Source organism: Ensifer sp. R-19 (assembly GCF_049905105.1).
Classification (GTDB): domain Bacteria; phylum Pseudomonadota; class Alphaproteobacteria; order Rhizobiales; family Rhizobiaceae; genus Ensifer.
Genome location: NZ_CP184570.1, coordinates 438218 through 465078, shown reverse-complemented (window position 1 = coordinate 465078; position 26861 = coordinate 438218). Strand labels below are relative to the sequence as shown.

Annotated in this window: 20 protein-coding genes; 4 read left to right on the top strand and 16 right to left on the bottom strand. The window is 61.4% G+C overall.

Annotated elements, in window-relative coordinates; translation table 11 throughout:
• Positions 1-57: 57 nt before the first annotated feature.
• Both ACN9MO_RS21450 and ACN9MO_RS21445 read right to left on the bottom strand, forming a co-directional pair.
• Positions 58-3228, bottom strand: a complete 3171-nt coding sequence (locus ACN9MO_RS21450; protein WP_425987685.1) for an efflux RND transporter permease subunit — start codon at positions 3226-3228, stop codon at positions 58-60.
• A 30-nt stretch (positions 3229-3258) separates the two neighbouring features.
• On the bottom strand, positions 3259-4290 hold the full coding sequence (locus tag ACN9MO_RS21445) for an efflux RND transporter periplasmic adaptor subunit (RefSeq protein WP_425987682.1): 1032 nt from the start codon (positions 4288-4290) through the stop codon (positions 3259-3261).
• Positions 4291-5411: 1121 nt separating this feature from the next.
• Between ACN9MO_RS21445 and ACN9MO_RS21440 the strand changes: the two genes are divergently transcribed.
• From ACN9MO_RS21440 to ACN9MO_RS21430, 3 genes are all read left to right on the top strand, one after another.
• Complete coding sequence (locus tag ACN9MO_RS21440; protein WP_425987679.1) at positions 5412-6869, top strand: sensor histidine kinase; 1458 nt, start codon at positions 5412-5414, stop codon at positions 6867-6869.
• On the top strand, positions 6866-7474 hold the full coding sequence (locus ACN9MO_RS21435) for a response regulator transcription factor (RefSeq protein WP_057249588.1): 609 nt from the start codon (positions 6866-6868) through the stop codon (positions 7472-7474). Before ACN9MO_RS21440 ends, ACN9MO_RS21435 begins: the two co-directional genes overlap by 4 nt.
• 87 nt (positions 7475-7561) lie before the next feature.
• Positions 7562-8044, top strand: a complete 483-nt coding sequence (locus ACN9MO_RS21430) for a GlcG/HbpS family heme-binding protein (RefSeq protein WP_057249716.1) — start codon at positions 7562-7564, stop codon at positions 8042-8044.
• A 465-nt stretch (positions 8045-8509) separates the two neighbouring features.
• Here ACN9MO_RS21430 and ACN9MO_RS21425 read toward each other — a convergent pair whose 3' ends face one another.
• The 5 genes from ACN9MO_RS21425 to cyoA form a co-directional block, all read right to left on the bottom strand.
• Positions 8510-9259 (bottom strand): SURF1 family protein, encoded by a 750-nt coding sequence (locus ACN9MO_RS21425; RefSeq protein ID WP_113737187.1) that lies wholly within the window; start codon positions 9257-9259, stop codon positions 8510-8512.
• 28 nt (positions 9260-9287) lie between these two features.
• On the bottom strand, positions 9288-9689 hold the full coding sequence (gene cyoD / locus ACN9MO_RS21420; protein WP_112994917.1) for a cytochrome o ubiquinol oxidase subunit IV: 402 nt from the start codon (positions 9687-9689) through the stop codon (positions 9288-9290).
• Positions 9686-10306 (bottom strand): cytochrome o ubiquinol oxidase subunit III, encoded by a 621-nt coding sequence (cyoC, locus tag ACN9MO_RS21415; protein ID WP_058326970.1) that lies wholly within the window; start codon positions 10304-10306, stop codon positions 9686-9688. The genes cyoD and cyoC overlap by 4 nt, the downstream gene beginning before the upstream one ends.
• Positions 10307-10310: 4 nt before the next feature.
• The gene (cyoB, locus tag ACN9MO_RS21410) at positions 10311-12314 is read right to left on the bottom strand and encodes a cytochrome o ubiquinol oxidase subunit I (protein ID WP_113737186.1); all 2004 of its coding nucleotides are present in this window, start codon (positions 12312-12314) and stop codon (positions 10311-10313) included.
• Between the two features lie 80 nt (positions 12315-12394).
• Positions 12395-13501 (bottom strand): ubiquinol oxidase subunit II, encoded by a 1107-nt coding sequence (gene cyoA, locus ACN9MO_RS21405; RefSeq protein ID WP_425987673.1) that lies wholly within the window; start codon positions 13499-13501, stop codon positions 12395-12397.
• Between the two features lie 294 nt (positions 13502-13795).
• Here cyoA and ACN9MO_RS21400 point away from each other — a divergent pair, with 294 nt between their 5' ends.
• Entirely contained in the window at positions 13796-15121 is a 1326-nt protein-coding gene (locus tag ACN9MO_RS21400) for an MFS transporter (protein WP_112994920.1), read from the top strand.
• A 36-nt stretch (positions 15122-15157) separates the two neighbouring features.
• On the opposite strand, the gene ACN9MO_RS21395 is transcribed toward ACN9MO_RS21400, so the two are convergent.
• From ACN9MO_RS21395 to ACN9MO_RS21355, 9 genes are all read right to left on the bottom strand, one after another.
• Positions 15158-16474, bottom strand: a complete 1317-nt coding sequence (locus ACN9MO_RS21395; protein WP_113737184.1) for an ATP-binding protein — start codon at positions 16472-16474, stop codon at positions 15158-15160.
• A 4-nt stretch (positions 16475-16478) separates the two neighbouring features.
• Positions 16479-17132, bottom strand: coding sequence for a response regulator (locus tag ACN9MO_RS21390; protein ID WP_065375947.1), 654 nt, complete (start codon positions 17130-17132; stop codon positions 16479-16481).
• A gap of 146 nt (positions 17133-17278) precedes the next feature.
• Positions 17279-18013 carry a methyltransferase family protein gene (locus ACN9MO_RS21385; protein ID WP_113737183.1) on the bottom strand — a complete coding sequence of 245 codons (735 nt, stop codon included), beginning with the start codon at positions 18011-18013 and terminating at the stop codon, positions 17279-17281.
• A gap of 12 nt (positions 18014-18025) precedes the next feature.
• Positions 18026-18793 (bottom strand): carboxy-S-adenosyl-L-methionine synthase CmoA, encoded by a 768-nt coding sequence (cmoA, locus tag ACN9MO_RS21380; protein WP_112994923.1) that lies wholly within the window; start codon positions 18791-18793, stop codon positions 18026-18028.
• A 190-nt stretch (positions 18794-18983) separates the two neighbouring features.
• A complete protein-coding gene (locus ACN9MO_RS21375) occupies positions 18984-19859 on the bottom strand; it encodes an efflux RND transporter periplasmic adaptor subunit (RefSeq protein WP_162770952.1) in 876 nt (291 codons plus the stop codon).
• A gap of 4 nt (positions 19860-19863) precedes the next feature.
• Positions 19864-21840 carry a prepilin peptidase gene (locus ACN9MO_RS21370; protein ID WP_425987667.1) on the bottom strand — a complete coding sequence of 659 codons (1977 nt, stop codon included), beginning with the start codon at positions 21838-21840 and terminating at the stop codon, positions 19864-19866.
• Positions 21841-21860: 20 nt separating this feature from the next.
• Positions 21861-22682: a SapC family protein gene (locus tag ACN9MO_RS21365; protein WP_113737181.1), complete on the bottom strand. Its 822-nt coding sequence runs from the start codon at positions 22680-22682 to the stop codon at positions 21861-21863.
• A 111-nt stretch (positions 22683-22793) separates the two neighbouring features.
• Positions 22794-24941 (bottom strand): efflux RND transporter periplasmic adaptor subunit, encoded by a 2148-nt coding sequence (locus ACN9MO_RS21360; protein ID WP_113132305.1) that lies wholly within the window; start codon positions 24939-24941, stop codon positions 22794-22796.
• Between the two features lie 10 nt (positions 24942-24951).
• Positions 24952-26697, bottom strand: a complete 1746-nt coding sequence (locus ACN9MO_RS21355) for an HlyD family efflux transporter periplasmic adaptor subunit (protein WP_162770951.1) — start codon at positions 26695-26697, stop codon at positions 24952-24954.
• Positions 26698-26861 lie beyond the last annotated feature (164 nt).

Sequence of the window (26861 nt, the reverse complement as noted above, 5' to 3'; positions counted from 1 at the left end):
AACTAGAAAAACCTTCTGGCTGGCCACAGGGATAGAAGCCAGAGCGCGTTCGCACCGTCATTTGTCGGTTGGGGAGCCCGCCGGATCAACGACAGTTTGGCTGACGCCTGTTGGTAGTCGTCGTTCAGGCTTTGCGGTCACGCGAAGCAGATTTGAGATCCACCGCGTCACGTCCTCCATGTAGAGGTAGATCACGGGCGTCACGAAGAGGGTCACGAACTGCGATACCATGAGTCCGCCGACCACCGCGACACCTAGCGGCTGGCGCAGTTCGGCGCTCGCGCCACTGCCGACCGCGATCGGTAATGTGCTCACTATCGCGGCGGCGGAGGTCATCATGATCGGGCGGAAGCGCATAAGGCAGGCGCGGTGGATTGCCTCGCGGGCCGAACTGCCAGAACGCTGCAGCGCCAGCGCCACATCGATCATCATGATCGCGTTTTTCTTGACAATGCCGATCAGCATCAGAACCCCGACGATAGCGATGATCGAGAGGTCGAAGCCGCAGAAGTAGATCGCAAGAAGCGCCCCGGAAATCGCCGACGGCAGGCCGGAGAGCACGGTCAGCGGATGGATGAGGCTTTCATAGAGAACTCCGAGCACCAGATAGATCGTCACAATCGCCGCGAGGATCAGCAGCCCCTGATTGGCGGCGGCATCCTCGAAGAGCTGCGTGGTGCCGTAGTTTCGGGTGGCGATCTCCGAGGGCATACCAATCTCCCTCTTGAGGCGCGCGACCTCCGCAAGTGCGTTGCCAAGAGCAACCTGCGCCGGCAAGTTGAAGGAGATCGTGACTGCCGGCAGTTGGCCCAGCTGATTGATGGTGAGTGGCCCGGACACCGTTTCGACGCGGGCGAAGGCGCCGAGGGGCACAAGCGCACCATTCGCGCCGCCGACGCGCAGTTCGGAAAACCTGTCGGCAGACCACTCTATGCTCGGATCGAGTTCCATGATGACTTCATAGCTGTCGCCAGCCGTATAGATCGTTGAGATCTGCTCGGCGCCGAAGCCGCCGTAGAGTGTCGAACGCACTTGACTGGCATCGACTCCCAGCGTTGCCGCCTTGTCGAGGTCGACGACCAGGCGCGTTTGCGGGGCGTTGATCTGAAGGTCGCTGTTGACGTCGGTGAAGAAAGCGCGATCAGAGCTCATCGCATCGCGGAGCTTTTGTGCCCACTCGTTCATCAGCGGCTGATCGAGGCTCTGGAGGACCAGCTGGTACTGACTCGCGGAAGCGCGCGACCCTACGGAGAGGTTCTGGATCGGTGACATATACGCCTGGATGCCGGGAATGGCCGCAAGCTCGCGGCGTAATTCGGCGAGAACGGTTTCGAGCGGAGGGCGGTCGCGTTTGGGCTTGAGTTCCACGAACAGCCGCCCGGTGTTGAGCGCCGTCGACGCGCCGCCCGAGCCGATCGTGCTTGCCACATGCGCGACATAGGGCGACTTGGCAAAGACCGCCTCTACCTTGGACTGAAGATCCGACATCGCGGCAAAGGAGATATCCTCTCGCGCCTGGGTGGTGACCTGGAGCTGGCCTATATCCTCTTGCGGGAAAAAGCCCTTGGGGATCGTCGTGATCTGATAGGCCGTGATTGCGACGGTGAACAGGAAGAAAAGAAGCACCAGGCCACGCTGCCGGATGCAGATGAAAAGCAGCCATTCATAGATATTCACGACGCGAGCGAAGCCGCGCTCGAACGCAAGGTCCAGCCGCGCAAGCACGCCGGTCGCTGGCGCGTTGTCCTTGTTGGCAGGCAGTCGCGCGGCGAGCATCGGCGTCAGCGTGAGCGAAACGAAGGCGGAGGCGAGTATCGCCACGGTGACGACCACCGCGAACTCGTGGAGGATGCGGCCGATGACGCCGCCCATCAACAGGACCGGGATGAACACTGCGACCAGCGAAAGGGAGATTGCGACGATGGTGAAGCCGATTTCTTTCGAACCGGCAAGCGCGGCGGAAAAGGCGTCGGCGCCTTCTTCCTCCATGTGACGAACGATGTTTTCCAGCATCACGATCGCATCATCCACCACGAGCCCGACAGACAGCGTCAGCGCCATCAGCGAGATATTGTCGATCGAGAAGCCGAGTGGATACATTGCGGCGAACGTGGCGATGATGGAGATCGGCACGGCTAACGCTGGGATAAGTGTTGCCCAGAGACGGCGGACAAACACGAAGATAACGAGGATCACCAGTCCAACGGTCAGCGCGAGGGTAAATTGAACGTCGCGCACCGCGCCGCGCACCGAGGTCGAACGATCGTTGAGCGTTTCGATGAAGGCGGACGCGGGAAGCGACTGGCGCAGCGACGGCAGGAGCGCCTGCACCCGGTCGACGACTTGTACCGTGTTCGCATCCGGCTGGCGCAGGATTGCCAGGATAATGGCGCGCGATCCGTCATGCCAGCTCGCCGTCTGATCGTTGGCAATGGAATCGACCACCGTCGCAACATCGCCAAGCCGCACAGGCCTGCCGTTGTCGCTCTTGATGATGATGTTTGCGAAGCTCGCAGCGTTCATCCGCTGCGTATCGGCAACGATCGCGACCTGGCGGTCTTTCGTCTGCGCGGTGCCGAGCGGGGAATTGTCGTTGGCCGCAACGACCGCGGTTTTCAGCGCATCCACGGGGATACCACGCGCCGTGAGCGCATCCGGGTGCATCTGAATGCGCACGGCGAATTGTTGGCTGCCGAAGATGGACACTTCGGCAACCCCGTCGAGCACCGACAAGGTGGGAGAAATCACCTGTTGTGCGATTGCATCGAGGTCGGTGAGAGGCACCGTATCGCTCTTCAGCGCCAGCAGCAGAACCGGGGCATCGGCCGGGTTGACCTTACGATAGCTTGGCGGCGCCGGCATATCCTGCGGCAGGAGCCGCAGCGTTCTGGTGATGGCCGCCTGCACATCGGCGGCGGCGGCATCGATGCTGCGCCCGAGCACGAACTCGATGGAGATCGACGTGGAGCCAAGGGCATTGGTCGTCGAGATCGTGTCGATCCCCGCTATCGTCGCGAACTGCTTGATAAGCGGCGTTGCAACCGAGGTCGCCATGGTGTCCGGTGAAGCGCCCGGCAGTGAGGCCGAGACGTTGATGACCGGGAAGTCGGTGCGCGGCAGGGCCGCAATCGGCAGGACGAGATAGCTGAAGGCACCCGCCAGGATGAGCGCGACCGACAACAGCGTGGTGGCGATCGGACGGCGAATGCTGAACTCGGACAGTGGCATCTTCGTTCACTCCCGAAATATCGCAGAAACTCAATCCGTCAGCGGTTGTTTGCCATGAGGCACCGCCTTTACGATGTCGCCTGGTTTCACGCGGGCTTGTCCCTCGACCACGACCCTTTCGCCCGGGGTGAGGCCCGAAGCGATCACGGCCAGCTTGCCGTCATCGAACAGAGGCTTCACGGCCAGCGTTTCCACCGTGTTGTCATCCTTCACATGGAAGACGAAGGGGCCGTTCTGGCCTGGTTGCACGGCAACGCTCGGGATCACCGGCGCCTGATGCAATTGCTCCTGTTCGATATCGACATCGACGAACTGACCCGGCCATAGTTTTTGCGCGCCATTGGGAAAGGTCGCCCGCATGGTGATCGTGCCGGAGGCGGAATCGACCGAGGAATCGATGAAGTCGAGCACGCCCTCGCCTATGGCCGTTTCCGAACCGCTGAGCCTGGCCCGCACGCGCGGCGGTTTGCCCTGATCGAGCAGCGCCTTGAACGTCTGCAATTGCTCTTCCGGCAAATGGAAGGCAACCTCGATCGGGTCTATCGCCGTAATCGTCACCAGATTGGTGGAGGTAGCGCCCGTCTGACCGACAAGATCACCGAGAGCGACCTGAACGACCCCGAGGCGGCCACTGATAGGCGCCGTGATCCGGGTCAGGCTCAGCGCGACCTGATCGGCGTCGACCGATGCCCGGTCAGCATCAAGCGTTGCTTGCGCCGACTGTTGCAGTGCGAAAGCGGTGTCATAGGTCTGCTGCGTGCCCGTCTTGTCGTCGCGCAGGGTTTTTGCGCGCTCCAGCTCTATTTTCGCGTCCGAGAGCTGCGCAGCGTCCTTGGCAACGATCGCCGTGTCACGCGCGAGCTGCGCCTGCGTTGCCCGGTCATCCAGCGTGAATAGCAGATCCCCCGCCTTGACCATCTGCCCGTCCTTCACGTGGATGGCGGTGATCTGGCTTGCGACGCGGGCACCGACCTCCACGGTTTCGGGCGCCTGGACATTGCCCAAGGCATGGACAATGACGGGCACGTCCTGAAGCGCGACCGTGGCCGTTTCGACGGACACGCTGCCTCCATGTCTGGAGTTGGCTGCAACACCATTTGCGGGCTTTGCCTCGCTCAGTACGGCCGTCCGCGTCACACTGAACCCAACGGCGGCCACACAGAGGAAACCCGCGGCGACGAGGATCGCGATACTTGATCGACTGGCCATCAGCGCCTCCGCGATCCCTGATATGCTCCGGACGTCCGCCTCAAGAGGGACCGCGACGTTGGAGCCAGAAGACGGTATCCGCACAGCCAGCGTGGTCCGTTTGCGGGTGAACGCACATGCAGCGGATCCTTGCTGATCTGTTCGGCCAATTGGGGCGGCGGAGGCGAATCGTGGGAAAGAGCGCGCGTCGTGCCAACGCTTCCGAAATTGGGCGCGAATCTGGCCGCTTCAATGGCGCAACACGCTGAAAAACAATTAAAAATTGTTCATGTTTAGAGATCTACACGTGGTGGCGCTTGGCGGCAGCTCCAGCCGCACGAGACGCTTCTCCTGGCGGGTCGTCAGGCGAGAGTGATGGTCGGATTTTAGAAAACCTGGCCAAGTGCTTGATGAAATCGCTGTTTTGGCAGTGGCACTGTAGTGCCAACTGATTGCCAGGAATGCAGCAATCGAGCAGAGCACGTCGGCGATGTGGCGCACTACGCCCGAGCTTGCGTGGGTTGGTAGGAGCGCATCATCCTCATCGCGCCTGGATCGGCCCGTCCTGCCCAGTCTCCTTCGATCACTCCAGGCGGAGAGCGTGGCGGCGCTGTGTTGCGGGGACATTGCGGCCCGGGATCGGATTGGGCTCGGACGACTCTGGTAGCGGACGGGTAGAGGTCGGTAAGGGACAGCGACACCCTCGCGGGTGCGTCGACGGAGACGGAGCACTGCATGGATTCGCAGTCGGCGCGAAGCTTGCTGTTGCATCGATGCCTGGGCAATGCTTGCAGCTCGATGGATTGACAGCGCGCATTTCACCGGCGAGATGATCGAGGCGAACACGATCGCGCCTGACCTGCGACCGCTCTCTGCTGAAGGCAGCGCATAACTACAAGACCGCCGAACCGATGATGCACAGCAATCGCTCGATCTTCGAACGCCCCTTCTATCTGGTCGTCCTTTGGTGTCTCCTCCTGATTGTCGGTGGAGGCATGCTGGCGGTCTGGGAACGCCAGGCGCTGGTTGCCGAACTTGAGCAAGAGAGCACGCTTCTCCATAGCCTGGCCTCCCAGCGGGCCGATCAGCACGATGCGCACCTGACCGCGCTGTCGGCCGTTGCCGTCGCCTCCGAAGGGCGCAGGCACGACCTGTTCCTCGAGGTCGCCCGCACGATTGCGCGCTTCTATCCGCGGATCGACGAGGTTCAGCTCGTCCCCCTGGATCCAAATGCGGAGACCGTCGGGACCGATTCACTCGACGCCAAGGCCGCCGAGCTCATCCGGACAGCTGCCAGAGCTTCGGACGGGCGCATCGCTCTCCTGCCCCATCCGCAACGCCCCGACCACTACATCATGGTCAAGCGCAGCCCGAACACCGACGAGGCGCGCTATGGTTTGATGCTTGGTATCGATGCAGCAAAGTTGATCGGAGACGGCGGGCCATTCTGGTCTCGCCCGGGGGTCGCGGTGCGGTTATCTTTGCCGGACGGACACCCCCTGCTCCAGCCGGCCGCCCTGCCCGAGGCAATCCGCTTTTCGAAGGCGCTGAGCAGCGTATCGCAGCCATTGCTGCTCGAAACAGGCATGGAGATCGGGTTCGCGGACATGTTCCCGACCGTACAGACCGGCTTGACGCTTCTGGTGGTGAGCCTTGCCTACCTCGCTGGATTGGCCGCATTGCGCCAGCGTGCGCGCACGCGCGCTGCAGAACAGCAGGCAACGCTCAGCGCGCTCGAATCGCGCCTCACGCACGCCTCGCGCGTCAACGCGCTTGGCGAAATGGCGAGCGGCATGGCGCATGAACTGACCCAGCCCCTGACTGCAATCCTTGCGCAGGCGCAGGCCGGGCGCCGGCTGCTCAGCCAAGGGCAAGACGCAGCGCTTGCTCCGGTACTGGAGGATACAGTCAGCCAAGCGCGCCGGGCATCCGCCATATTGGAAAGGTTCCGCAACTGGTCGCAGCCCCATGCGGCGCCGGTTGCTGCCTTCGATCTGCGTCAGGCGCTCGCAAATGTTGAAGCGTTACTTGAACCAGACGCGATATCACGCGGAATTCAGCTTGATTTTCAAGTTCCAGAAACACCGGTTTCGGTCGTTGCCGATCCGGTCGAGATTGAACAGGTCGCATTCAATCTGGTCCGCAACGCCTTTGAGGCATTGGCTCAACAGGCGGGCGATACAGGACGCGTGACCGTTACCTTGAGCGCGAACGATACCACGGTGGTCTTCGAGGTCGCCGACAACGGCCCCGGCGTTCCGGAAACACTTCGCCCGCGGCTGTTTACGCCATTCGTGACGACCCGCGCCGGTGGCACCGGGCTCGGACTGGCGCTGAGCCAGCGGCTGGTGGAACGCGCCGGCGGCGAAATCGCGCTGGTCGAGAGCGACCCCGGTGCCACCTTCAGGGTGACGTTGCCCCGTGCGCGCCGAACCGAGGAGCCGATGCGATGACCCTCCCCGTCTATCTCGTTGACGATGACGATGCGGTGCGTCGCGCGCTCAGCCTGTTGCTCTCGACGGTCGGCATCAAGGTCACGGGTTTTTCTGATCCGCAAGCCTTTCTGACACAGGTTTCGCGCCTCGAGCCCGGCTGCCTGGTGCTCGATATCCGCATGCCCGCCATCTCCGGGCTGAAGCTGCAGGAAAGACTAAGGGAGCATGGGGTAGACTGGCCGACGATCGTTATCTCCGGTCATGGTGATATCGAGGCCTGCCGTCGTGCCTTCCGTAATGGCGCGATCGATTTTCTCTCGAAGCCTGTCGACGAGCAGGACTTGATCGATGCGATCCATAAGGGCCATGAACTGCTGGAGCGCACCATGCGCGTGCATGCCGAGAAGGCAGAGACGCTCGCTTTGCTGGCGATGCTCACGCAGCGCGAGCGCGAAGTTCTCGACCGTATCGCTGCGGGTTTCACCACCCGCCAGATCGCCGAAGGTCTCGGCCTTTCGCCGCGTACCGTCGAAAGCCATCGCGCCGCAATCGGTGCCAAGCTCGGCAGCACGTCGCAGGCGGAGATGACGCGCATCTGGCTCGACGGAACGAAAACTCCGTAGAACTACGGATGCTCGCGCAAGGTCTACGAATACCGGCGACAGCCGAGGCGGGATAGCCTTTCCACATCAACAGGAAAGGAACCTATGATGATCCGCAATATCGTGCTCGCAGCCGCGCTTCTCGCTCCCGTCGCCGCCACGGCGCAGGAACTCCCGACCGCGGCCTACCTGCCGCTCGACATGGCCGTCAAGGCTGCCGAAGCCGCAGTGAAGGCTTGCGCCGCGGAAGGCCACAATGTCAGCGTTGCCGTGGTTGGTCGCGATGGCGCAACCAAGGTGCTGCTGAAGGCCGACAATTCCGGTCCGCACACCGGTAACAGCGCGCAGGGCAAGGCCTTTACGTCTGCTGCCATGGGTCGCGACACGGCTGGCCTCGGCGAGTTCATCGCCTCCAAGCCGGCGAATGAAGGTCTTCGCGACATGGACGCCCGGATGGTGATCCAGGCTGGCGGCGTGCCGATCAAGTTCGGCAAGGCCCTGGTTGGCGGCATCGGCGTAGGCGGTGCGCCGTCGGGCGATATCGACGCGAACTGCGCCACGGCCGGCCTTCAGGCCATCGGCGCCAAGTAATCCGCTGGACATCAGAAGTGGCCTTCTCAAGAGGGCCACTTTCCGTTGGAGGTTCTGCGCTTCGGGACCGATCCAACAGAAACTTTCGCAGGGCCGAAGCGCCTGCATGCACTGGCCGTCAGTCCTGCGTGGGCTTCATGTTGTCGACGGATATCGTGCCGGATCGCACGCCTCGGGCAAGGTCTTTGCGGACCCTCGGTCCCAAATGCGCCGCTGCGCCGGCCATCATCTGAAGCCTACTCGAAACCGGCCCCGCACTGGTCCCTTGAAATTGCAGCCGCCCACTCCATTTAAGGGACATCACCCGTTTCGAGAGCTTGTCATCAGCGATGCTATCAGCATGCGATGACGGCACTCCGGGTCCGAACAGGGCGCTCCCCGGAACACGGGTCGAGCGCCCTGTTTCGTTGAACTCGGGCGAGCGGCATCAGCCGTCCCAGCCGGAACCGAGCATACCCGGCGCTCTCAGTCTGCTTTGATCCGCTGGCGGTAGACGAGATACGCACCTGCGGCGCTCATCGTCGCGAGTGCGAACCACGTCAGCGCATAGACCAGGTGGCTGTTGCGAAAGCGGACGATCGTGAGGCCGCCGATCGGCAGTCCACCGGGATTGGGTGTTGCATCCGCATCGATAAAGTAAGGCGCGACATTGTGCAGGCCCTTCGCTGGGGCGATCGCGGCGACGTCTCGCGAAAACCACCGATCGCTTGCCGGGTCATTGGACCGCAGGAAGGCGCCGCCGGGTTCGGTGATGCGGAGAAGCCCGGTTACCGTAGCGGTTCCGTCGAGCTCACCCTCACCGCGTCCGGCAACATCGCGGCGATCGGCCGGCACGAAGCCGCGATTGATCAGCACGGTTGAGCCATCCTCAAGCCGCATCGGCGTCAAGACCCAAAATCCGGCGCCAAGCTCCGTCACCGCCTGTACCAGAGCGGTTTGGTCGTGCCTGAAGGTACCGGTCGCGCTGACGCGGCGGTATTCGTCCTTTTCCCGGCTGACGGCACCCCAATCGGATTGTGCCGGCGCCGACACCGCGGGCGCCCCGACACGCGCCTCTACCCGGGCGATGAGATCGAGCTTCCAATAGAGCCGTTGCACCTGCCAGGTGCCGAGCGCCAGGAACACCGCAACGAGGATGAGCAAGGCACCCGTCATCATCAGGCGAGCGCGAGAGGATAGGCGGACCCTCCCCGTCGCCTTGTCGTCGGTGATCATCGTCGTATCCGCCTGCCCCGTCCCGCGCTCAGGGCATGTTCTTCATCATCTCGTGGGTCATCGGCATCATGTTGGTGTTGAGATGATGCATGACCCAGAGCGAACCTGCGAGCGCGATGCCGACGATGACGATCGTGAAGATCAGCGCCATCAGCGTCCAGCCCCCTTCGGAACGGGCGTTCATGTGCAGGAAGTAGATGACGTGCACGACGATCTGGACGACGCCGATGCCCATGACGATGACGGCGGTCAAAAGCTTGCTGTCCAGCACGCCGCCCATGACCAGCCAGAACGGGATAGCCGTCAGGATCACCGAGAGGATGAAGCCCGTCATGTAGCTCTTGAACGAACCGTGACCGGCGGCATCGCCGTGATGGCTGTGCGCGTGGTGAGGTTCGAACGCGCTTTCGTGGTCGGATTGTGCGCTCATCCGAGAGCTCCCAGGAGATAGACGAAGGAGAAGACGCCGATCCAGATCACGTCGAGGAAGTGCCAGAACATCGACAGGCACATCAAACGGCGACGGTTGTCTGGGATCAGCCCGTGTTTGCTGACCTGCACCATCAGCGTGATCAGCCAGATGATGCCGAAGGTGACGTGCAGGCCGTGCGTGCCGACCAGCGTGAAGAACGACGACAGGAAGGCCGAACGTGTCGGGCCGGCGCCCTCGTGAAGCAGGTGATAGAACTCATAGAGCTCCACAGCCAGGAAGGTTGCGCCGAACACGCCGGTGACGCCGAGCCAGAAGAGCGTCTCCATCTTGGCGTTGCGCTCCATCTGGAGCATGGCAAAGCCATAGGTGATCGACGACAGAAGCAGCATCGCCGTGTTGAAAGCAACGAGGCTAAGGTCGAACAGGTCGGCCGGTGACGGTCCCGCCGCGTAGTTGCGGCCGACGACGCCGTGCGTGGCAAACAGTACGGCGAAGATCAGGCAGTCGCTCATCAGGTAGAGCCAGAAGCCCAGCATGGTGCTGTGTTCCGGGTGATGTTCTTCCGTGATGTAGAACTGCGGCTTCTCGTTTTCTTGGACTTGGGTTTCGCTCATCGTCTCAGGTCCGTTCCGCGAGCAGCTTGGAGCGTGCATCTTCAGTCGCCGCTATAGTCTCTGCGGGGATGAAGAAATCTCGCTGATAGTTGAAGGTATGGCCGATTGCGACCGCAAGCAGGGTAATGAAGGACACGGCCACCAGCCACCAGATGTACCAGATCAGCGCCAAACCAAGCACGACGCTGATACCGGCGAGAATGACGCCCGTGCCGGTGTTCTTCGGCATATGGATCGGTTTGAAACCGGTGAGCGGACGCTCATAGCCGCGGTTCTTCATATCGTACCAGCTGTCGTGGTCATGCACGACCGGGGTGAAGGCGAAGTTGTAGTCCGGCGGCGGCGACGAGGTCGACCATTCAAGCGTTCTGGCATCCCAGGCGTCACCGGACGTCTCGCGCAGTTGCTCGCGGCGCAGAAAGCTGACGATCAGCTGCATGATGAAGGAAGCGATGCCGATCGCGATCAGGACGGCGCCGAAAGCGGCGATGATGAACCAGATCTGCAGCGACGGATCTTCGAACTGGCTGACACGGCGGGTCACCCCCATCAGGCCAAGCACATAGAGCGGCATGAAGGCGAAGAAGAAACCGATCTGCCAGAACCAGAAGCTCATCTTGCCCCAGAACGGATCGAGCTTGTAGCCGAAGGCCTTTGGCCACCAGTAGACGAGCCCGGCCATCAGCCCGAACAGCACGCCGCCGATGATGACGTTGTGGAAGTGGGCGATGAGGAACAGCGAGTTGTGCAGCACGAAGTCGGCTGGCGGGATCGCCAGCATGACGCCGGTCATGCCGCCAATGACGAAAGTGACCATGAAACCGATGGTCCACAGCATCGGCAGTTCGTAGCGGATGCGGCCGCGATACATGGTGAAGAGCCAATTGAACATCTTGGCACCCGTCGGGATCGAGATGATCATCGTGGTGATGCCGAAGAAGGCGTTGACCGACGCGCCAGACCCCATCGTGAAGAAGTGGTGCAGCCACACCAGGTACGACAGGATCATGATCACGCAGGTGGCGTAGACCATCGAGGTGTAGCCGAAGAGACGCTTGCCGCAGAAGGTCGCAACAACCTCGGAGAAGATGCCGAAGGCCGGCAGGACGAGGATGTAGACCTCCGGGTGGCCCCAGATCCAGATGAGGTTGATGTACATCATTGGATTGCCACCAAGGTCATTGGTGAAGAAGTTCATGCCGAGGTAGCGGTCGAGCGACAGGAGTGCCAGCGTCGCCGTCAGGATCGGGAAGGTCGCGACGATCAGGATGTTGGTGCAGAGCGAAGTCCACGTGAAGACCGGCATCTTCATGAAGGTCATGCCCGGGGCGCGCATCTTCACGATGGTCGCAATCAGGTTGATGCCCGATAACGTCGTGCCGACGCCCGCCACCTGTAGCCCCCAGATGTAATAGTCGACCCCGACGCCGGGACTGTAGTCGGCGCCCGAGAGCGGCGGATAGGCAAGCCAGCCGGTGCGCGCGAACTCGCCGACGAACAGCGACATCATGATGATGACGGCGCCGCCGGTGGTCATCCAGAACGAGAAGTTGTTGAGGAAGGGGAAGGAGACGTCACGTGCGCCGATCTGCAGCGGCACGACATAGTTCATGAAGCCGGTGACGAAGGGCATAGCCACGAAGAAGATCATGATCACGCCATGGGCGGTGAAGATCTGGTCGTAGTGATGCGGGTTGAGGTAGCCCTCATTGCCGTTGAAGGCGATCGCCTGCTGCAGGCGCATCATCAGCGCATCGGCAAAGCCGCGCAAAAGCATGATGATCGCCAGGATGATATACATGATGCCGATCTTCTTGTGATCGACGCTCGTGAACCACTCGTGCCAGAGATAGCCCCAGAGCTTGTATTTCGTGATCAGGGCGAGGATCGCAAGGCCCACCACTGCCACGACCGCGAAGGTCGCGACGAGGATGGGTTCATGATAGGGGATCGCTTCCCAGGTAAGCCGCCCGAAGATGAATTGCGTGAGGCTGGTGTCACCAAACATGGGTCTTCCAATATGTCTCGAATTGCGGCCCAAAGGGACCTTGGCGCTCGCTGGATCGGAGCCGGCGAGCGCGCGAAATCCTACTGCGTCTTGTGCATATCGTGGTTCATCGGCGCTGGCTGCTTGACGCCCTCGGCCGGTTCCTCGCTACGCGCAGGATTGCCGGTTTCGGGGAAGGTTGCGCCGGGTGCGGCCGCTTCCGTCGCGCCGCCGGCATGACGGTTGTCATGCTCGAGCTTGGCGCGGTTCTCGTGGCTTTCGACGCCGGCGCCGCCCATCATGTCGATGTGCATCATGTCCTTCATGCACATTTGCCCTTCCCGCACGCACATGTTGAGCACCGCCTCATAGAGGCCGTCGTCAACGGAGGCGTAGTAGCGCACCGGCTCCTTGATGCTCGGCTTTTCGAGCTTCAGGTAGGCATCGCGGTTGAGCATCGTGCCGTTCTGCTTCGCCCGGGCGACCCACTGGTCGAAGCCCGCCTGGTCCACACCGTGGAACTTGAAGCGCATGTGCGAGAAGCCGTCACCGCTATAGTTGGATGAGAGCCCTTCGTATTCGCCCGCCTTGTTGATGACGGCGTGCAGCTTGGTCTCCATGCCGGGCATGGCATAGATCATGCCGGCGAGCGCCGGAACATAGAAGGAGTTCATCACCGAGGATGCCGTGATCTTGAAGTTGATCGGCACGTCCACGGGTGCTGCCATCTCGTTGACTGTCGCGATGCCATAGTCCGGATAGAAAAACAGCCATTTCCAGTCGAGAGCTACGACCTCGACCGTGATCGGCTTCATCTCTTCCGTCACCGGGCGTGCCGCATCGATGCGGTCGAGCGACCGGTAGGGATCGAGCTTGTGTGTGCTCACCCAGGTGATCGCACCGAGCGCGATGATGATCGCCAGCGGCGCCGACCAGATGATGACTTCAAGACCGGTGGAATGGTGCCATTCGGGATCATATTTGGCGGCCGTGTTCGACTGGCGATAGCGCCAGGCGAAGAAAAGCGTCAGGAAAATGACGGGTACGATAATCAGCAGCATCAGGACCGTCGAAATGACGATCAGATCCCTTTGCTGCGCGGCAATATCGCCGGATGGCGACATCACAACCATGTTGCACCCCGTGAGAGTCGAGAGCAACAGGACGGATATCATCGATCGTCCGGCTAAACTGAATGGCTTCGGCATTGCGGCCTCAACTTGCGTTTTGTCTAGTCGGCATTACTCGGGCATGATCGCGCATGGAAGTGAGGTCCATCGTCGCAGCGCAGCATTTTGCCGCAGTGCAGTGACAGCCTTATCGCTCTATGCGCGTTTGTACGGGCGCAAAGTCTCATTGTCGGTCCGATGCCAGCTGTTCCAGCGAACGTTAGGCACGAACTCAAATGAGACATGTGCGCATGTACGTGCGCGGCATTCTTGATATCAGACGCCAATTGGTCAACACTCTAACGACAAGACGTTCGTTCGTCGGAGAAATTCATGGTTTCGGTCTCTCACCCCACATCGTCTGGTCTCGAGCGGGATGCACGTCGCATTCATGAAGACGACAAGCCACTGTCGCCGGGTAGCATCGCCATTGGGGTGGTCATCGGGCGAACCTCCGAATTCTTCGATTTCTTCGTCTACGGGCTCGGTTCGATCCTTGTCTTCCCGAAGTTGATCTTTCCGTTCGCGTCCAATGCGGTGACCGCGACGCTGATGTCCTTCGCGCTGTTCCCCCTCGCCTTCCTCGCGCGCCCCGTCGGTTCCTTCGTCTTCATGTGGATCGACCGGAACTACGGACGCGGCACGAAACTCACCATCGCCCTCGTCATCCTCGGCGGCTCAACGGCATCGATCGCCTTCCTGCCTGGCTACAACACGATCGGCTACTGGGCTGTGGCCCTCTTGGCGTTGTTCCGCCTTGGACAGGGTTTTGCCCTTGGCGGCGCCTGGGACGGTCTCGCCACGCTGTTGAACCTCAATGCGCCACAGAATCACCGCGGCTGGTATGCGATGATCCCGCAGCTCGGCGCGCCGATCGGCTTTGCGCTGGCGAGCATTCTTTTCGGCTATTTCGTCAGCAACCTTTCCGAGGCGGACTTCCTCGCCTGGGGTTGGCGCTATCCTTTCTTTGTCGCCTTCGCGATCAACGTTGTGGCGCTCTTTGCGCGTCTGCGCATCGTTGCCAGCAAGGAGTTCGGCGCAGCCATGGAGGCCAAGGAGCTTGAAGCCAGGCCGATCTTCGAGATGCTGAGCAAGCACAGCATCGATGTCGTGCTCGGCGCCTTCGTGCCGCTTGCGAGCTTCGCGATGTTCCACCTCGTGACAATCTTCCCCTTGAGCTGGATAACGCTCAATGGCGGTCAGTCGGCAGCCGAATTCCTGTGGGTCCAGGTTGCAGGTGCCGCACTCGGCGCCATCGGCATTGTGCTGTCGGGCGTGATCGCCGATCGGGTCGGTCGGCGAAACCAGCTGATGATCGGCGCCATCCTGATCGCGATTTTCAGCTTCTCTGCGCCGTTCCTACTCGATGCCGGCGGCAAGGGCCAGGACGCGTATATCCTGATCGGCTTCGCCATCCTCGGCCTTTCTTTCGGCCAGTCCTCCGGCGCCGTTTCGTCGCGCTTCACCCAGTACTATCGCTACACCGGCGCGGCGCTGACATCCGACCTCGCCTGGCTCGTTGGCGCGGCCTTTGCGCCGCTCGTCGCACTCGGCCTTGCCAGCAGCTTCGGCATCATCTTCATCGGCGGATATCTGATTTCAGGTGCGATCTGCACGATCGCGGCGCTCAGCCTGACCCGTGCGCTCGATCAGCAGTAAGGGCATGGCGGGGCGGCGACGCCCAGCCTGACATCCTCAGAGACGAACTTCGACATGAAAGCCCCGGTCCATCCCCGGGGCCGGCGAAGCGATCAGCAGTCGTCCGTGCATTTGTTCCACCAGTCGCTGCACGATCGCAAGGCCGAGGCCGGAGCCGGAAGCTTCCGTCGGCCCGCGATTGAAACGCTTGGTCAGGCCATTCAAGGTATCCGCGTCGATGACGACACTGTCGTTGGTGACGCGCACGCCTTGCGTATCGACGTCGATCCTGACCGGGCTGCCGGAAGGACTATGGATAAGCGCATTCTCCAGGAGATTGCGCAGGACGATCGCAAAGGCATCGGGGGGAATCGGACGCACGAGTTCGGCGCCTTCGGCGACATGAACCTTGAGACGGCTTGCGCCGAGCGCCGACCGCTCCATGTCCTCCAGCACAAGAGCCAGCACCGGCAACAGATCCGTGTTTTCGTCCGAGATGGCGATCCCGGCTTCGGCCCGCGACATCTGCAACAGCTTCTCCGCCAGTCGACCGAGGTGAAGCAGCGCGCGTTCGATCTGGCTGGTTCGTTGCCGAAAAGCCGGAGGCACTTCGCTCGCAAGCCGCTGTGTCTGCGCGAGTGCACCGGCGATCGGGGTCCTCAGTTCATGGGCGCTGTTCGAGGTGAACTCCCGTTCTGCTTCGAGCGCGGCCTTGAGTCTCGTCAGCAGAAGGTTCACCGAACGGGCAATTGCCCGCAGTTCCTTCGGCAGCGCCGCTTCGTCGAGCGGGGCCATGTTGCCGCTGTCCTTGGTGAGGATTTCTGCGCGCAACCGTTCGACCGGCGCAAGCGCGCGGCGCGCGACAAGGATGATGGCGATGATGCTGGTCGGAATCAGGGCAAGCAGCGGCAAGAGAAGCGCCGTGCCGCCCTCGAAGAGAGCTTCGGTGCGATGCTCGAATGCGTCAGCCACCTGCACGAAGAGGGAGCCGTCGGCTGTTCCGGCGGTGTAGATCCGTTGCGTTGCCGTTTCCGAGAAACCGACCTCAAGCGGAACGGCGAAGGGTTCCGGCGCGCCGTCCTCAAACAAGACCCTGCCGCTGCGATCGCGGACCTGATAGGCTAGATATTGTGAATTCAGCGCTGGCGCGACCAGGCCGACGGCGGGTGTGCCATCGGCACGGTCGCGGGCGATGTCGTCGACTACGATTTGCAGCAGCCGTTCGGCCGTTTCCTGGACACCGCTGTCGAAAATCTCGGTGAATTCGTCCTGCATGACATAAACGCCAAGGCCGAGCGCGACGAACCAGAAGATGGCGACGACGCTCGTCAGCGCGATGGTCAGCCTGCGGGTCATGCTTGCGACGCGCGACATCGGGTCACCTGATGCTGTAGCCGAGGCCCCGCACGGTCTCGATCCGGTCGGAGCCGATCTTCTTGCGCAGGCGGCTGATATAGACCTCGACCGTATTGCTTTCGATCTCAGCGCCAAAGGCGTAGAGCGCGTCGTGGAGTTGCTCTTTCGACACCAGCGCGCCGGGGTGGGCGACGAGCTTGTCGAGCACGGCCCATTCCCTTGCGCTGAGGCTCTGGCTTTCACCTTCGACCAGCACCTTGCGATGGACCTGATCGATCTCGATGCCGGGAAGGCGGACCGTTGGCGTCGCCTTGCCGACATACCGCCTGGAAACGGCCAGCATGCGGGCACTCAGCTCACCGAGATCGAACGGCTTGACCAGATAGTCGTCGGCCCCGCTGTTCAATCCTTCGATGCGATCGGAGATCTGGTCGTGTGCCGTCAGGATGATGACGGGCGTGCCGTCGCCCCGCATCCGCAGCGAGCGCAGGAGCGACAACCCCGAACCGTCAGGCAATCGAAGGTCGAGCAGTATCAGACCATAGAGAACCGTCTCCGTCGCGGCCGTGGCATCGGCAGTGCGCGTAAACCAGTCGACGGCGTGGCCGGCCGCCGCGACATGGTCGCGCAGCGCCTCCCCCAGAACCTGATCGTCTTCGACTAGTAGGACTCTCAAGATATCACCGGACACTTGTTCGTCCTTGCCTATGTTCGATGGGGGATGGGCGTCAAGCCCCTGAAGCATTGCGCATCACTTTGCGGCAGCGGCACCGCCGACGCATGGATGGTCGCGATCGTGGAGCAATGGGCGCCAGCGGGCTGCTAGGATGCGGCGCGTTCGCGAAACGCGCCGCGCCTCTTCATGTAACTGACGATCGCCGTACCGATGCCGACGAGCGCCATCAGAACACCGAGCGCCGCGAGTACACCGGCATTGTGTTCCACGGGGGCGGTGCTCGCGAACTTGTACATTTCGGTCGCGAGGATTGCGATCATCGCAGCCGAGACGGTCGAGTAGTCCTTGCCGATCACGCGCTTGACGTTGAACGACATTCCTTCGGTAGACTGCGCAAAGTTCCTCATTCGCAATGCCCATCGCGGCACGTCGCGGCAATAGGCCTGGTAGGCTTGGCCGAATGTTCTGTCGAGGAAGGCTTCTTCGGCATAAACGATGCACTGGTACATGAAGGCAAAGAGCCCGATGCCGAAGACGACGAGAAGCGGGTTGCCGTGCAGCAGAAAGACGCCTGAATAGAGCAGCATGTTTCCAACGTAGAGCGGGTTGCGACAGACGCCGAACATGCCTTCCGTAACGAGATCCTTGGCGTAGACCTTTTTCTTCAGGCCGCCGCGCTGAATGTATTTGTACCCGACCACGGTCGCACGCAAGGTGAGGCCAGCCAGGATGACCAGTACGGCCGCGAGGTCCTTGGCGAGCGTTAGCGCCGGGCTATCGAGCACCAGGGCCGGAGGCGGCGCCAGCAGGAACAGAACAATGATGATGGCCGGAAACAGTTGGTTCCGGAAACGGAAGAGAAAATTGCCGATCGCGATCATGGCCCAACGTTCCTACTTGATCGCGATGATGCCGCAGAAATTGTACCAGCGGAAAAAGACCTCGACGCTGCGGAAGCCGGCTTCCTTCAGGAGCTCGAGGTTTTCCTCCAGACGGTAGGGAATGAGCACGTTTTCGAGTGCTTCGCGCTTCTTGGCGATCTCGATATCGGAGTAGCCGTTGCGGCGCTTGAAATCGTAATAGTGCTCGATGAAGAGACGATTGAACGTCGAATCTTCACTGGTGAGCTTTTCGACAAGCAGCAGAGCGCCGCGTTCATTGAGCCCGTCATAGATCGTGCGCATGATGCGCTCGCGATAGAGCGGACGGACGAACTGCAACGTCAGCAGCATCATCACGACACTTGCGTCGTGAATGTCGATGCCCTGGTGAAGGTCGCCGACTCTCAGGTCTATCGACCGGTTGGTGTTGGCTTCGACGATCTTCTCCCTCGCCTTCTCGATCATGTCGGGAGCGTTGTCGATGCCAACGAAGCGGACGGAGGGATCAACCATGGCGTCGAGGCCGAGCAATGTCGTCGCCGTCGAACAGCCAATATCGTAGAGACAGCTACCCCGTTCAGCGAAGTCTCCGGCTAGTTCGCAGACCATGCGCTGGATCTCGCCGTAATAGGGAACCGAGCGGCTGACCATGTCGTCGAAGACAGCGGCCACCGTCGCGTTGAACGCGAAGTCGCCGACCGGCTGATCTGGTCTCGCGAAAACCTCGTCTCGCCTGTTGTTGTTCTCGTGCACCTGTAGGTGCGGTACCTTGCTAGCCATTCGCAGGTTCCTTTGTCCGTCCAAAGCACTACGCGGACCCTTGCCTTCGTTGCGGCAGGGGCCAATTTGCGGGCTAGAGGGCCATCGAAACCTGACATGAACCTGAATGGCGGCACCAACGCACACGACACTCCAACAGCGCCAATGTAACGCTCTGATTTTATGAACTTGCCGGCCGTCCGGATGCCGACTATTCGAGATCGTCGGCTCCGTCGTCAAAAGTCACGGAGCAGCGATGCCCGGCCGGTATGTGGTTGTTGGGATTGGGAAGCTCTATTCGCAAGCCGAATGTGCCGCTCGCTGCGTCGAAGACCTGATCAACCACCTTGATCTTACCGGTAAAGCGGCCCTGGATCGGAGCATTCGGGACTACCTGCGCATCCATTCCCACATGTAACTTGCCGAACTCGCTGACCGGGATGAAGGCCTCGACAAAGAGCGGGTCAAGCTTGGCAATTGTCGCCAGCTTGCCGTCCTGATCCAGGTATTCTCCGTTGAAGAGTGAACGCTCGAGCACGACGCCGCTGATCGGACTGCGGATCGTCCTTTGCTCAACCACCGTCTGCGCCCTTTGCAGTTCCAGCTCAGCGCTGCGCTTGCGGGTTTCGGCGGTCGCAAGCTCCTTCTGGATAACCTCCATTTCGGCAACGGCCTCTTCGAGCTTGTCGGTCGAGGTGACATTGCGCGCAAGCAGCGCCTCCGTCCGTTTCATGCGGTTGCGAGCAAGATCGAGCCGCGCCTTCTGCGCCTCGATCTCGGAGGTACTCGCGGCCTGCTCGGACATCAGCTCCACGGTCGCCTGCTCCGCATCGGAATGGAGCCTGGCGATAATCTGGTTTTCGTTCACCTGGTCACCGCGAGCGATCAGAACCTCTTTCAAAAGGCCGGGAACTGGACTGCCGATGCGTACGACGACAGAAGGGTCGATGACGCAATCGAAAGCTTGTGCCGAAGCCGGCGCGATGGAGCAAAGCGGAAAGAGAACGGCGAGCATCTGCCGCGCCTTCGCGCGCCTGTCCGCCAGGGGTTTTACCACTCCGTCTTTTGACATTGCGTCACTTGTCATCTTATCACTCCGGCAAGCCTGAAAAGGCCAGCAATGTGCCCAGGCGTCGATCCTGGGCCAGAAGGTTCTTTCGGTCCTTGGCATGTGTTCGTTCCGCCCGCTGCTGGGCAAGATCGAAAAGCAATAGCCGGGCACGCTTTCCGCATCGACCGAGCAGACGCAGCGGCTGCCAGGGAATGAGATCAAGCAGCGGGTCTTCCAGAGACAGGATCGCTTCCGTGCTTCCCGGGTCTCCCTTGCGGGCGGTTCGTCCCTCCATCTGCCTGTCGATGCGCCCCGCGTCATGTCGTTCGCTGAGCAAAACGTGAAGGCCACCCAGCGCGAGGGCCTGCGGGACCACGGCGATGTCGACGCCGCGTCCCGCCATGTTGGTGGCGACCGTCACCCGACCGACGCCGCCGGCCTGCGCAATGATCTCGGCCTCCTCCGAACTCTGTTCCGCATTGAGCACCCGATGCTCGATCCCTTGCCCCTGCAGTACGACACTCACTGCCTCGGAGGCCGAGACCGAGCGCGTCGCAATCAGGACCGGGCGGCCGGCGGCTTGCAGTTCCTGGACGCGTCGCACGATCGTAAGCCATTTGTCGTCGAGCGTGGGGCAAATCGTCGTCGGCAGTTTCGTGCGCCGTGAGGGCGCGTTCGGGGGAATGCGCATGACCTGCAGCCCGTAGACATGCCGGAGTTCTTCGGTAGTTTCGCGTGCGGTTCCCGTCATTCCCGCCAGGTGGAGGTATCGGCGGAAAAACCGCTGATAGGTCATCCTCGCCATTGTCAGCTTGCGGCTGGTGATCACGCAGCCTTCCTTTCCTTCGACCAGTTGGTGCAGCCCGTCGCTCCAGGAGCGATCAGGCATCACGCGGCCGGTATACTCGTCGATGATCTGCACCTTGCCGTCGCTGACGAGATAGTGCTCGCCCTTCCTGAAGAGCAGCAGCGCGACAAGCGCCTGGCTTGCAGCCTCCTCACGCCGGATGCGATTGCGCCAGATGCCGCCGATCGCCTCGGCACGTTCTGCAAGCTTGGCCTTTCCGGCTTCGGTCAATTCCAGCCTGCGCTCGTCGAGCAGCAGCAGATAATGGGTCGGCTCCTTGAAGCCGTCGATCAGCGCGAAGGTCTGCTCCACCCATTGCCGCTCGCCGTCCGCGTCCGTTTCCTGGGAAATGATGAGCGGCGTTCTCGCCTCGTCCACCAGTACGCTGTCGGCTTCGTCGACGATGGCGAAATGCAGTCCACGCATGACAAAAGGTGGCGATTGGCCCCGGCGCTCGTCCAGCATGCGGTTCACCTTCGCGTGAACGGGGCGTGGCTGGCCGCCGAAAGTGATGCGGTCGCGCAGATAATCGAAGGCGATTTCCTTGTTGCTGGCATAGACGATATCGCACGCGTAGGCGGCCGGCCGATCCGGTCTTGGCACAGTACTGTTGACGAGGCCAGTCGTCAGCCCAAGAAAATCGTAGATGGGGCGAAGTATATCCCGATCACGCGCCGCCAAGTAATCATTGACGGTGATGACGTGGACTGAGAGCCCCGCAAGCGCCGCGATCGACGCCGGCAGGCCGGCGGTCAAGGTCTTGCCCTCGCCCGTGTCCATCTCCGCCACGCGCCCCTTCAGCATGGCAAGGCCGGCAAGTATCTGCACGTCGAGGTGGCGCAATCCGATGGTGCGCTGTGAAACTTCGCGCACGATCGCAAAGCCGAGACAAATATTGGCATCGGTGAGGCCATGGCACCGCAGGGCCGCACGGACTTCGCCGATGCGCGCAGCGAGCCCCTGCCCGGTTTCGTCGCCCAGGGCTGCTCCCGCCGCATTGACCTTCTGGACAAGTTCCCTCAGATGGCGCCGGTGCAAACGACCGGCAACCATCTGCGGAACGCTGGTCACCATCTTCTCGATGCCGTCAAGCCAGTGCTCGGGTCGGTCCTGGCGTTCGGGGTAGACGACCAGTGGGGGCGGCGACCAGCTCGGGACGAGAATATTCATGGTCGCTTGCCCAATCCGCCTTAGGCGCTCGCTTCCTCGACGGGCGCATCTTGGCCGTTCCGGTAGTTCTTCGGCTGTTTCGGTATGGCGGGCGGAGCGTCTCCCTTACCGGCAGCATCCACGGCTTCGGGCATGCGCTCCAGCATGCTGGAGAAATGCCTGAGCGAGTGAAGATGCAGGTACGTGCATTCCAGCTCGTCATTGGTGAACATGGCCTGCAGGTCTTCGCTTGCCAACGCTTTCAGCTTTTCACGGTTGACCGTCATGAACCCGGAAAGCGACCGGCGTTCGCCGCTGTTGAGGTTGAACTGGGCCTGCATCGGCTGCAGCAGCCCCAGTGATTTCAACCGCTCACAATACTGGCGGGTTCGCTGGTGCCTTGCCTGATAGTCCTGCAGGAAGCCAAGCACGCTCTTCAGGTATTGGGTTTGCTGTCCCTCGCTGTCGAACAGGCGCTCGCCGCGGCCTTCGCGATTGAAGCCGTCGAAACTTTCGTCGATGTGAAGGATGAACGTCTTGCCGCTGCGGTCCGTTGAGAACACGAACGGATAACGGCGCACGAACGCCGGCACATATTTGCCGAGCCAGGCACCGTCGTCGCCGACGAAGAGGTTTTGCGTCTGCTGGGCGCCGAGAACCACCGCAGGTGTCACCGTGTCGTCCGTGCCGGCAAAGACGATCGGATATTCGGCGGCGGCCTGAGCAAATTCGATGGCCGTCACCGGAACCGAGTTCACTTCTTTTGCGAACTTGTATGAAGTTCCGCTTTTAATTGATACATCCTTATGGCGATCGGCCGAGACAGGATGCACGTCTTGATAGAAAAGAAGTTGCGCTGTCATGGTGGTTTCCCTCCAGTATCTTGTAAGTGCCACTCAGGTATTCTAAAAGACAATCGCCAGATTTTTACTCAGGCTAATTTGATCGAACACTTTATTAGACTTCGTGTCCAGTCAAACTTTAAATAAACGCAGGAATATCTGGCGCGTTGAACGATAAATTCTACTGGCGACGGGCGAGGACCCGTGAGAGAACCTCACAAAGACACGTCCACCTATTCGAGGCACGGTCGGGCTCTCGGTCAGCATCAGGTCGAGATGCAAAAGATTGGCAAGCACCCGCCGCTGTGACGTGTCGCGGGGGTCGAGCGTAATGGCGCCGCCGCCGGCGGTGCTGAGCGCCGCATTGGGCAATGTGTCGGTTAGCGCCGGAACCTCGCGGACAACAACCGCCCTGTAGATCTTCGAAAAATCCTCAACGAAGCGCAGACTTACGTCCCGTGTTTGCGAGCGGACAAGGTCGGCGTCCTCCTCCGGGACGATGACCCGAATGGTTGGCTTGTCGAAGTGCGCAACGTAGGCGATCACCTTGCCACGTTGCACGAACTTGCCCGGCAGGTCGCGATCGTCGGGCAGGATCAGCGTGCCGCTCGATGGTGCTCGGACGATCAAATTCTCCTGCCTTTGCCGTGCCAGGTCGAGATCGGCACGAGCAAGCCGCAGTTCCTCCTTGACCATGCTCGCATGGGCAAGATCCGACAGATCCTGCTTGGTAAGACGCCGTTGGAGCTCGGCGACACGCAGTTGCAGCAGTTCGACGCGCGCCGCCAGCAGCGGATCCTCCTGCCGGATCAGTGGATCGCCAGCCTTGACCTCGGCGGCGGGTGCGGCGGCGATTTCATCGACCGTACCATCGGTCTGAACATGGACGATCGCATCGCCTGGCAACCATACGATCCCCTGCACGACAGTCGCGTGCGGAATGGGCAGCACGAAGACTACCAGCGCGACTGCGGCGAGGACGGAGCCGACCACCGCGAATGCGCGGCCCCGGCTTCGCCGCAGGAGCGGGCTCGTCAGCAGGAACCAGAAAGCCTTTGCCAGCGGCACTGCAAACATCAGAATGAGCGCCCAGATGGCGAGCAAGGTACCGACGATGAAAAACTTCTGACTGACGAGCGCGATGATCGCGCCAGTGACCACAAGGCGGTAGAAGAACGCCGAGACGCCGTAGAGAACGAACCAGAACTCCTCCCCAGGCGCCGTCGCCGGCGAGTTGACCGAGCCGATCTTGAAGGCGTAGCGCTGAACGAGATAGGCGAGATATTTATTGGCCCGGCTCGCGAGGTTGGGTATCTCCAGAAGATCGCTCAGGACGTAGTAACCGTCGAAGCGCAGAAGCGGGTTGCCGTTGAAGAGCACGGTTGACACGCCGCCGATCAGCATGACGTTGAAGGCGAAGGCCCGCACGAGCCCCTCCTCCGCATTGACCCATACGATGAGGGCGACCGCGGCAAGCGTCATTTCCACGAAAATGCCGGCGGCACCGACGAGGGCGCGTTGCCACTTGCTGGCAAAGGCCAGACTGTCGGATGCATCGACATATGGGACCGGCATGAAGACCAGCATCATCGCACCGACCTCGTGGACGTCGCCGCCCCATCGCTTGACTGCGTAGGCGTGCCCTAGCTCATGCAGGGTCTTGATGAGCGGATAGGCGATCAGCATCAGGAAGAGGTTCGACGTTGACAGAACGCGGTCGGTCACGTTGGCGGTCAGCGCGTTCCAATTCATGCCGGCAAGAACGGCGGCATAGGCGACAAGACAGATGAAGACGAGCGCGCCGAACCATGAGAACAGCACCCGGCCGACAATGGCGGTGGCGTTCAGAAACTCGTTCGGGTCGAGAAGGCCGAAGCGAATGGCGAGGGGATTGCCGAAACTCATCAAGAGCTTGCGATTGCGCGCCTTCTTGCCGCGCTCGGCGATTTCATTGATATCGGGCGGAACATTGCCGAACAGGACGTCCGCCGCGTGCAACTGCCCGAGAAGCTGGATGACCTCATCCTGGGTCACGACCTTGTCGGTGAGCTTGTCGCAGGCGATGTCCCAGATCGCCTGCATCGTCCGGTGGCCATCCATCAGGCTGATGATGAGATAGGTCTCGGGCGTGAAGCGGTGGAAACGCCCGGATGTCCGGTCCTGCAGCACGTACCAGAGCTGATCACGAAAGACCGTGCGATGGATGCGTACATGGCCGCGCAGCTTCAGCTTCAGTTGCGCGACGCGGTACCAGGATGAACTGAAGTAGGACCGTTCCATGTCCGCGCCCTCACGGCATCCAGCGCCACGCGGCGAGATAGGCCCATTGCACCATCTTGTCGGTGTAAACGCGGATCAGGAGCCGTTCGTCGACGGAGGTCTTGGCAATGCCCTCCATGCCAGGCCGAAGCCGATCGCTCAGATGATCCAGCGCTGCTTCGACCTTGAAGAAATTGTGTCCCTCCTTCTGGGTGGAAATCGCGGTGATCTGCTCGATCCGATAGGTGAGCGGCTCCTGCGGAAGCGCGGAAACTCGCAGGACTCCCTGGCGGCCGATCTCGACATCGTCAATGTCGCTTTCATCGACTTCGAGGATGACGCGATAGGACTTGAGCGGTGCGACCGTAAAGAGCTCCTGCCCGCGCTCGACCGCAGCGCCGATCGACTGGCTGAGGTCGCCGTTGACGACATAGCCGTCAAAGGGAGCGAGCAGCCGGGTGCGCTTGAGCTGTTCGTCGATCAAAGCGAGCTGGGCGTCGGCCTGATCGATCTGCGACTTGACGATGAGCGCCTCGGCCCGTTCGTGCTGCATCAGCGCCCGGTCATATTCGGTCGTCTTCTGCTGTCGGGTGGTCGTCAGCCGAAGCCGTTCCAGTGTCAGATCCTGGTCGTCGAGCTGCGCCAGGATCTGCCCCTGTTTGACCACTTCGCCGGCCCTTGCCGACTGGCTGGATACATAGCCGTTGAATGGCGCCACGACCGTTCGCTGGATTGTACCGCGAACGACGGCCGAAGACGTGACGGAGTATTCCGTCGTGGCCACGCTGAAATAGGCGGCCAGGATGACGGCGATCAGCGTCGCGAGCTTGCGGCCGAAATAGCCTGGGCCCAGCAGGCGCCGCAACTTGTTGCCGGCGGCCTCCCAAAGCTTCACCAAGACGTTCCTGTCGTTGCGGCGTTTTTCCTCAAGCACCGGTCCGACGACCGCTGCCACTGCATCGCACAGGTCAACGGTCGTCTCGTCGAAGGCACTGCCGCGTGGGCGCTGCAGCGTCAGGGCGCCCACGATCTGATGCCCAGATTGCAGGGGGATCGTCAGCACGCCTCCGCACTTGTGCGTCTCGACCAGCTCTTCGTGCGCCCGAAGGACACGATACTCCCAGTGCTCCTGCGGCGGGTAGAGAACGATGGCGCGCTGATCGACAGCCTCGTCCATCGCCGCGCCGATGTCGCGAATGATGTTTACCTTGTTGCCGAAGCCTGCCGCATGCGAGACCGTCGCGACACGACATCGCCGTCCGCGGACGAAACCGACGCTGACAGGGTCGCAGGCAAGCCGCATGGCGAGTTCCGTCACGAGCGCGGTGGCCGCTTCGGCGAAACCTTTTGCCTCGATCACCGCGGCAAGCATGTCGAAGGCCAGCCTGTTGCGTTCGCTGATTTCTTCGTTTTCGACTTGGAGCTGGCGCCTGAGCAGGACCTCGACCCAGCCGGAGGCCCATTGCACCTTGCGCATCACCGCGTTGATGGCAGCAGGCTCGACGGAAAGCGAAAGCGCGCAGGCGCCATACAAGCGCTCGTTGACGATCAACGGCGAAGCGATCAGTTGCACCATACGGCTACCGGTCGTTCCGGTGGAGATGCCCTGGCGTTGGCTCAGCGCCCTCTCAGCGGCGGCCGTCAATCCCTCGTCGGCGGCCCTTTCCGGCCAGAAGGCGATCGGCGTGTAGGGCCCGGTGTCCGGTTCCCCGAGCATGACCATGCCACTGGCCACGCCAGAGATCTGCCGGCAGAGTATGGCCAGCCACGTCTCCATGAATTCGTCTGGCTCGGTCGCATTGCGGAACTTTTGCCAGAGCGCTTGATCCAAAATAGCGTAATTCACCGCCCCCGGGCCTTCGACCGGGGGCGGTGGTGCATATTCCCTGGCAATGTGATCAGTCATGCCGGCACGCGGTGGCCAGACAGTTTACTCGCACG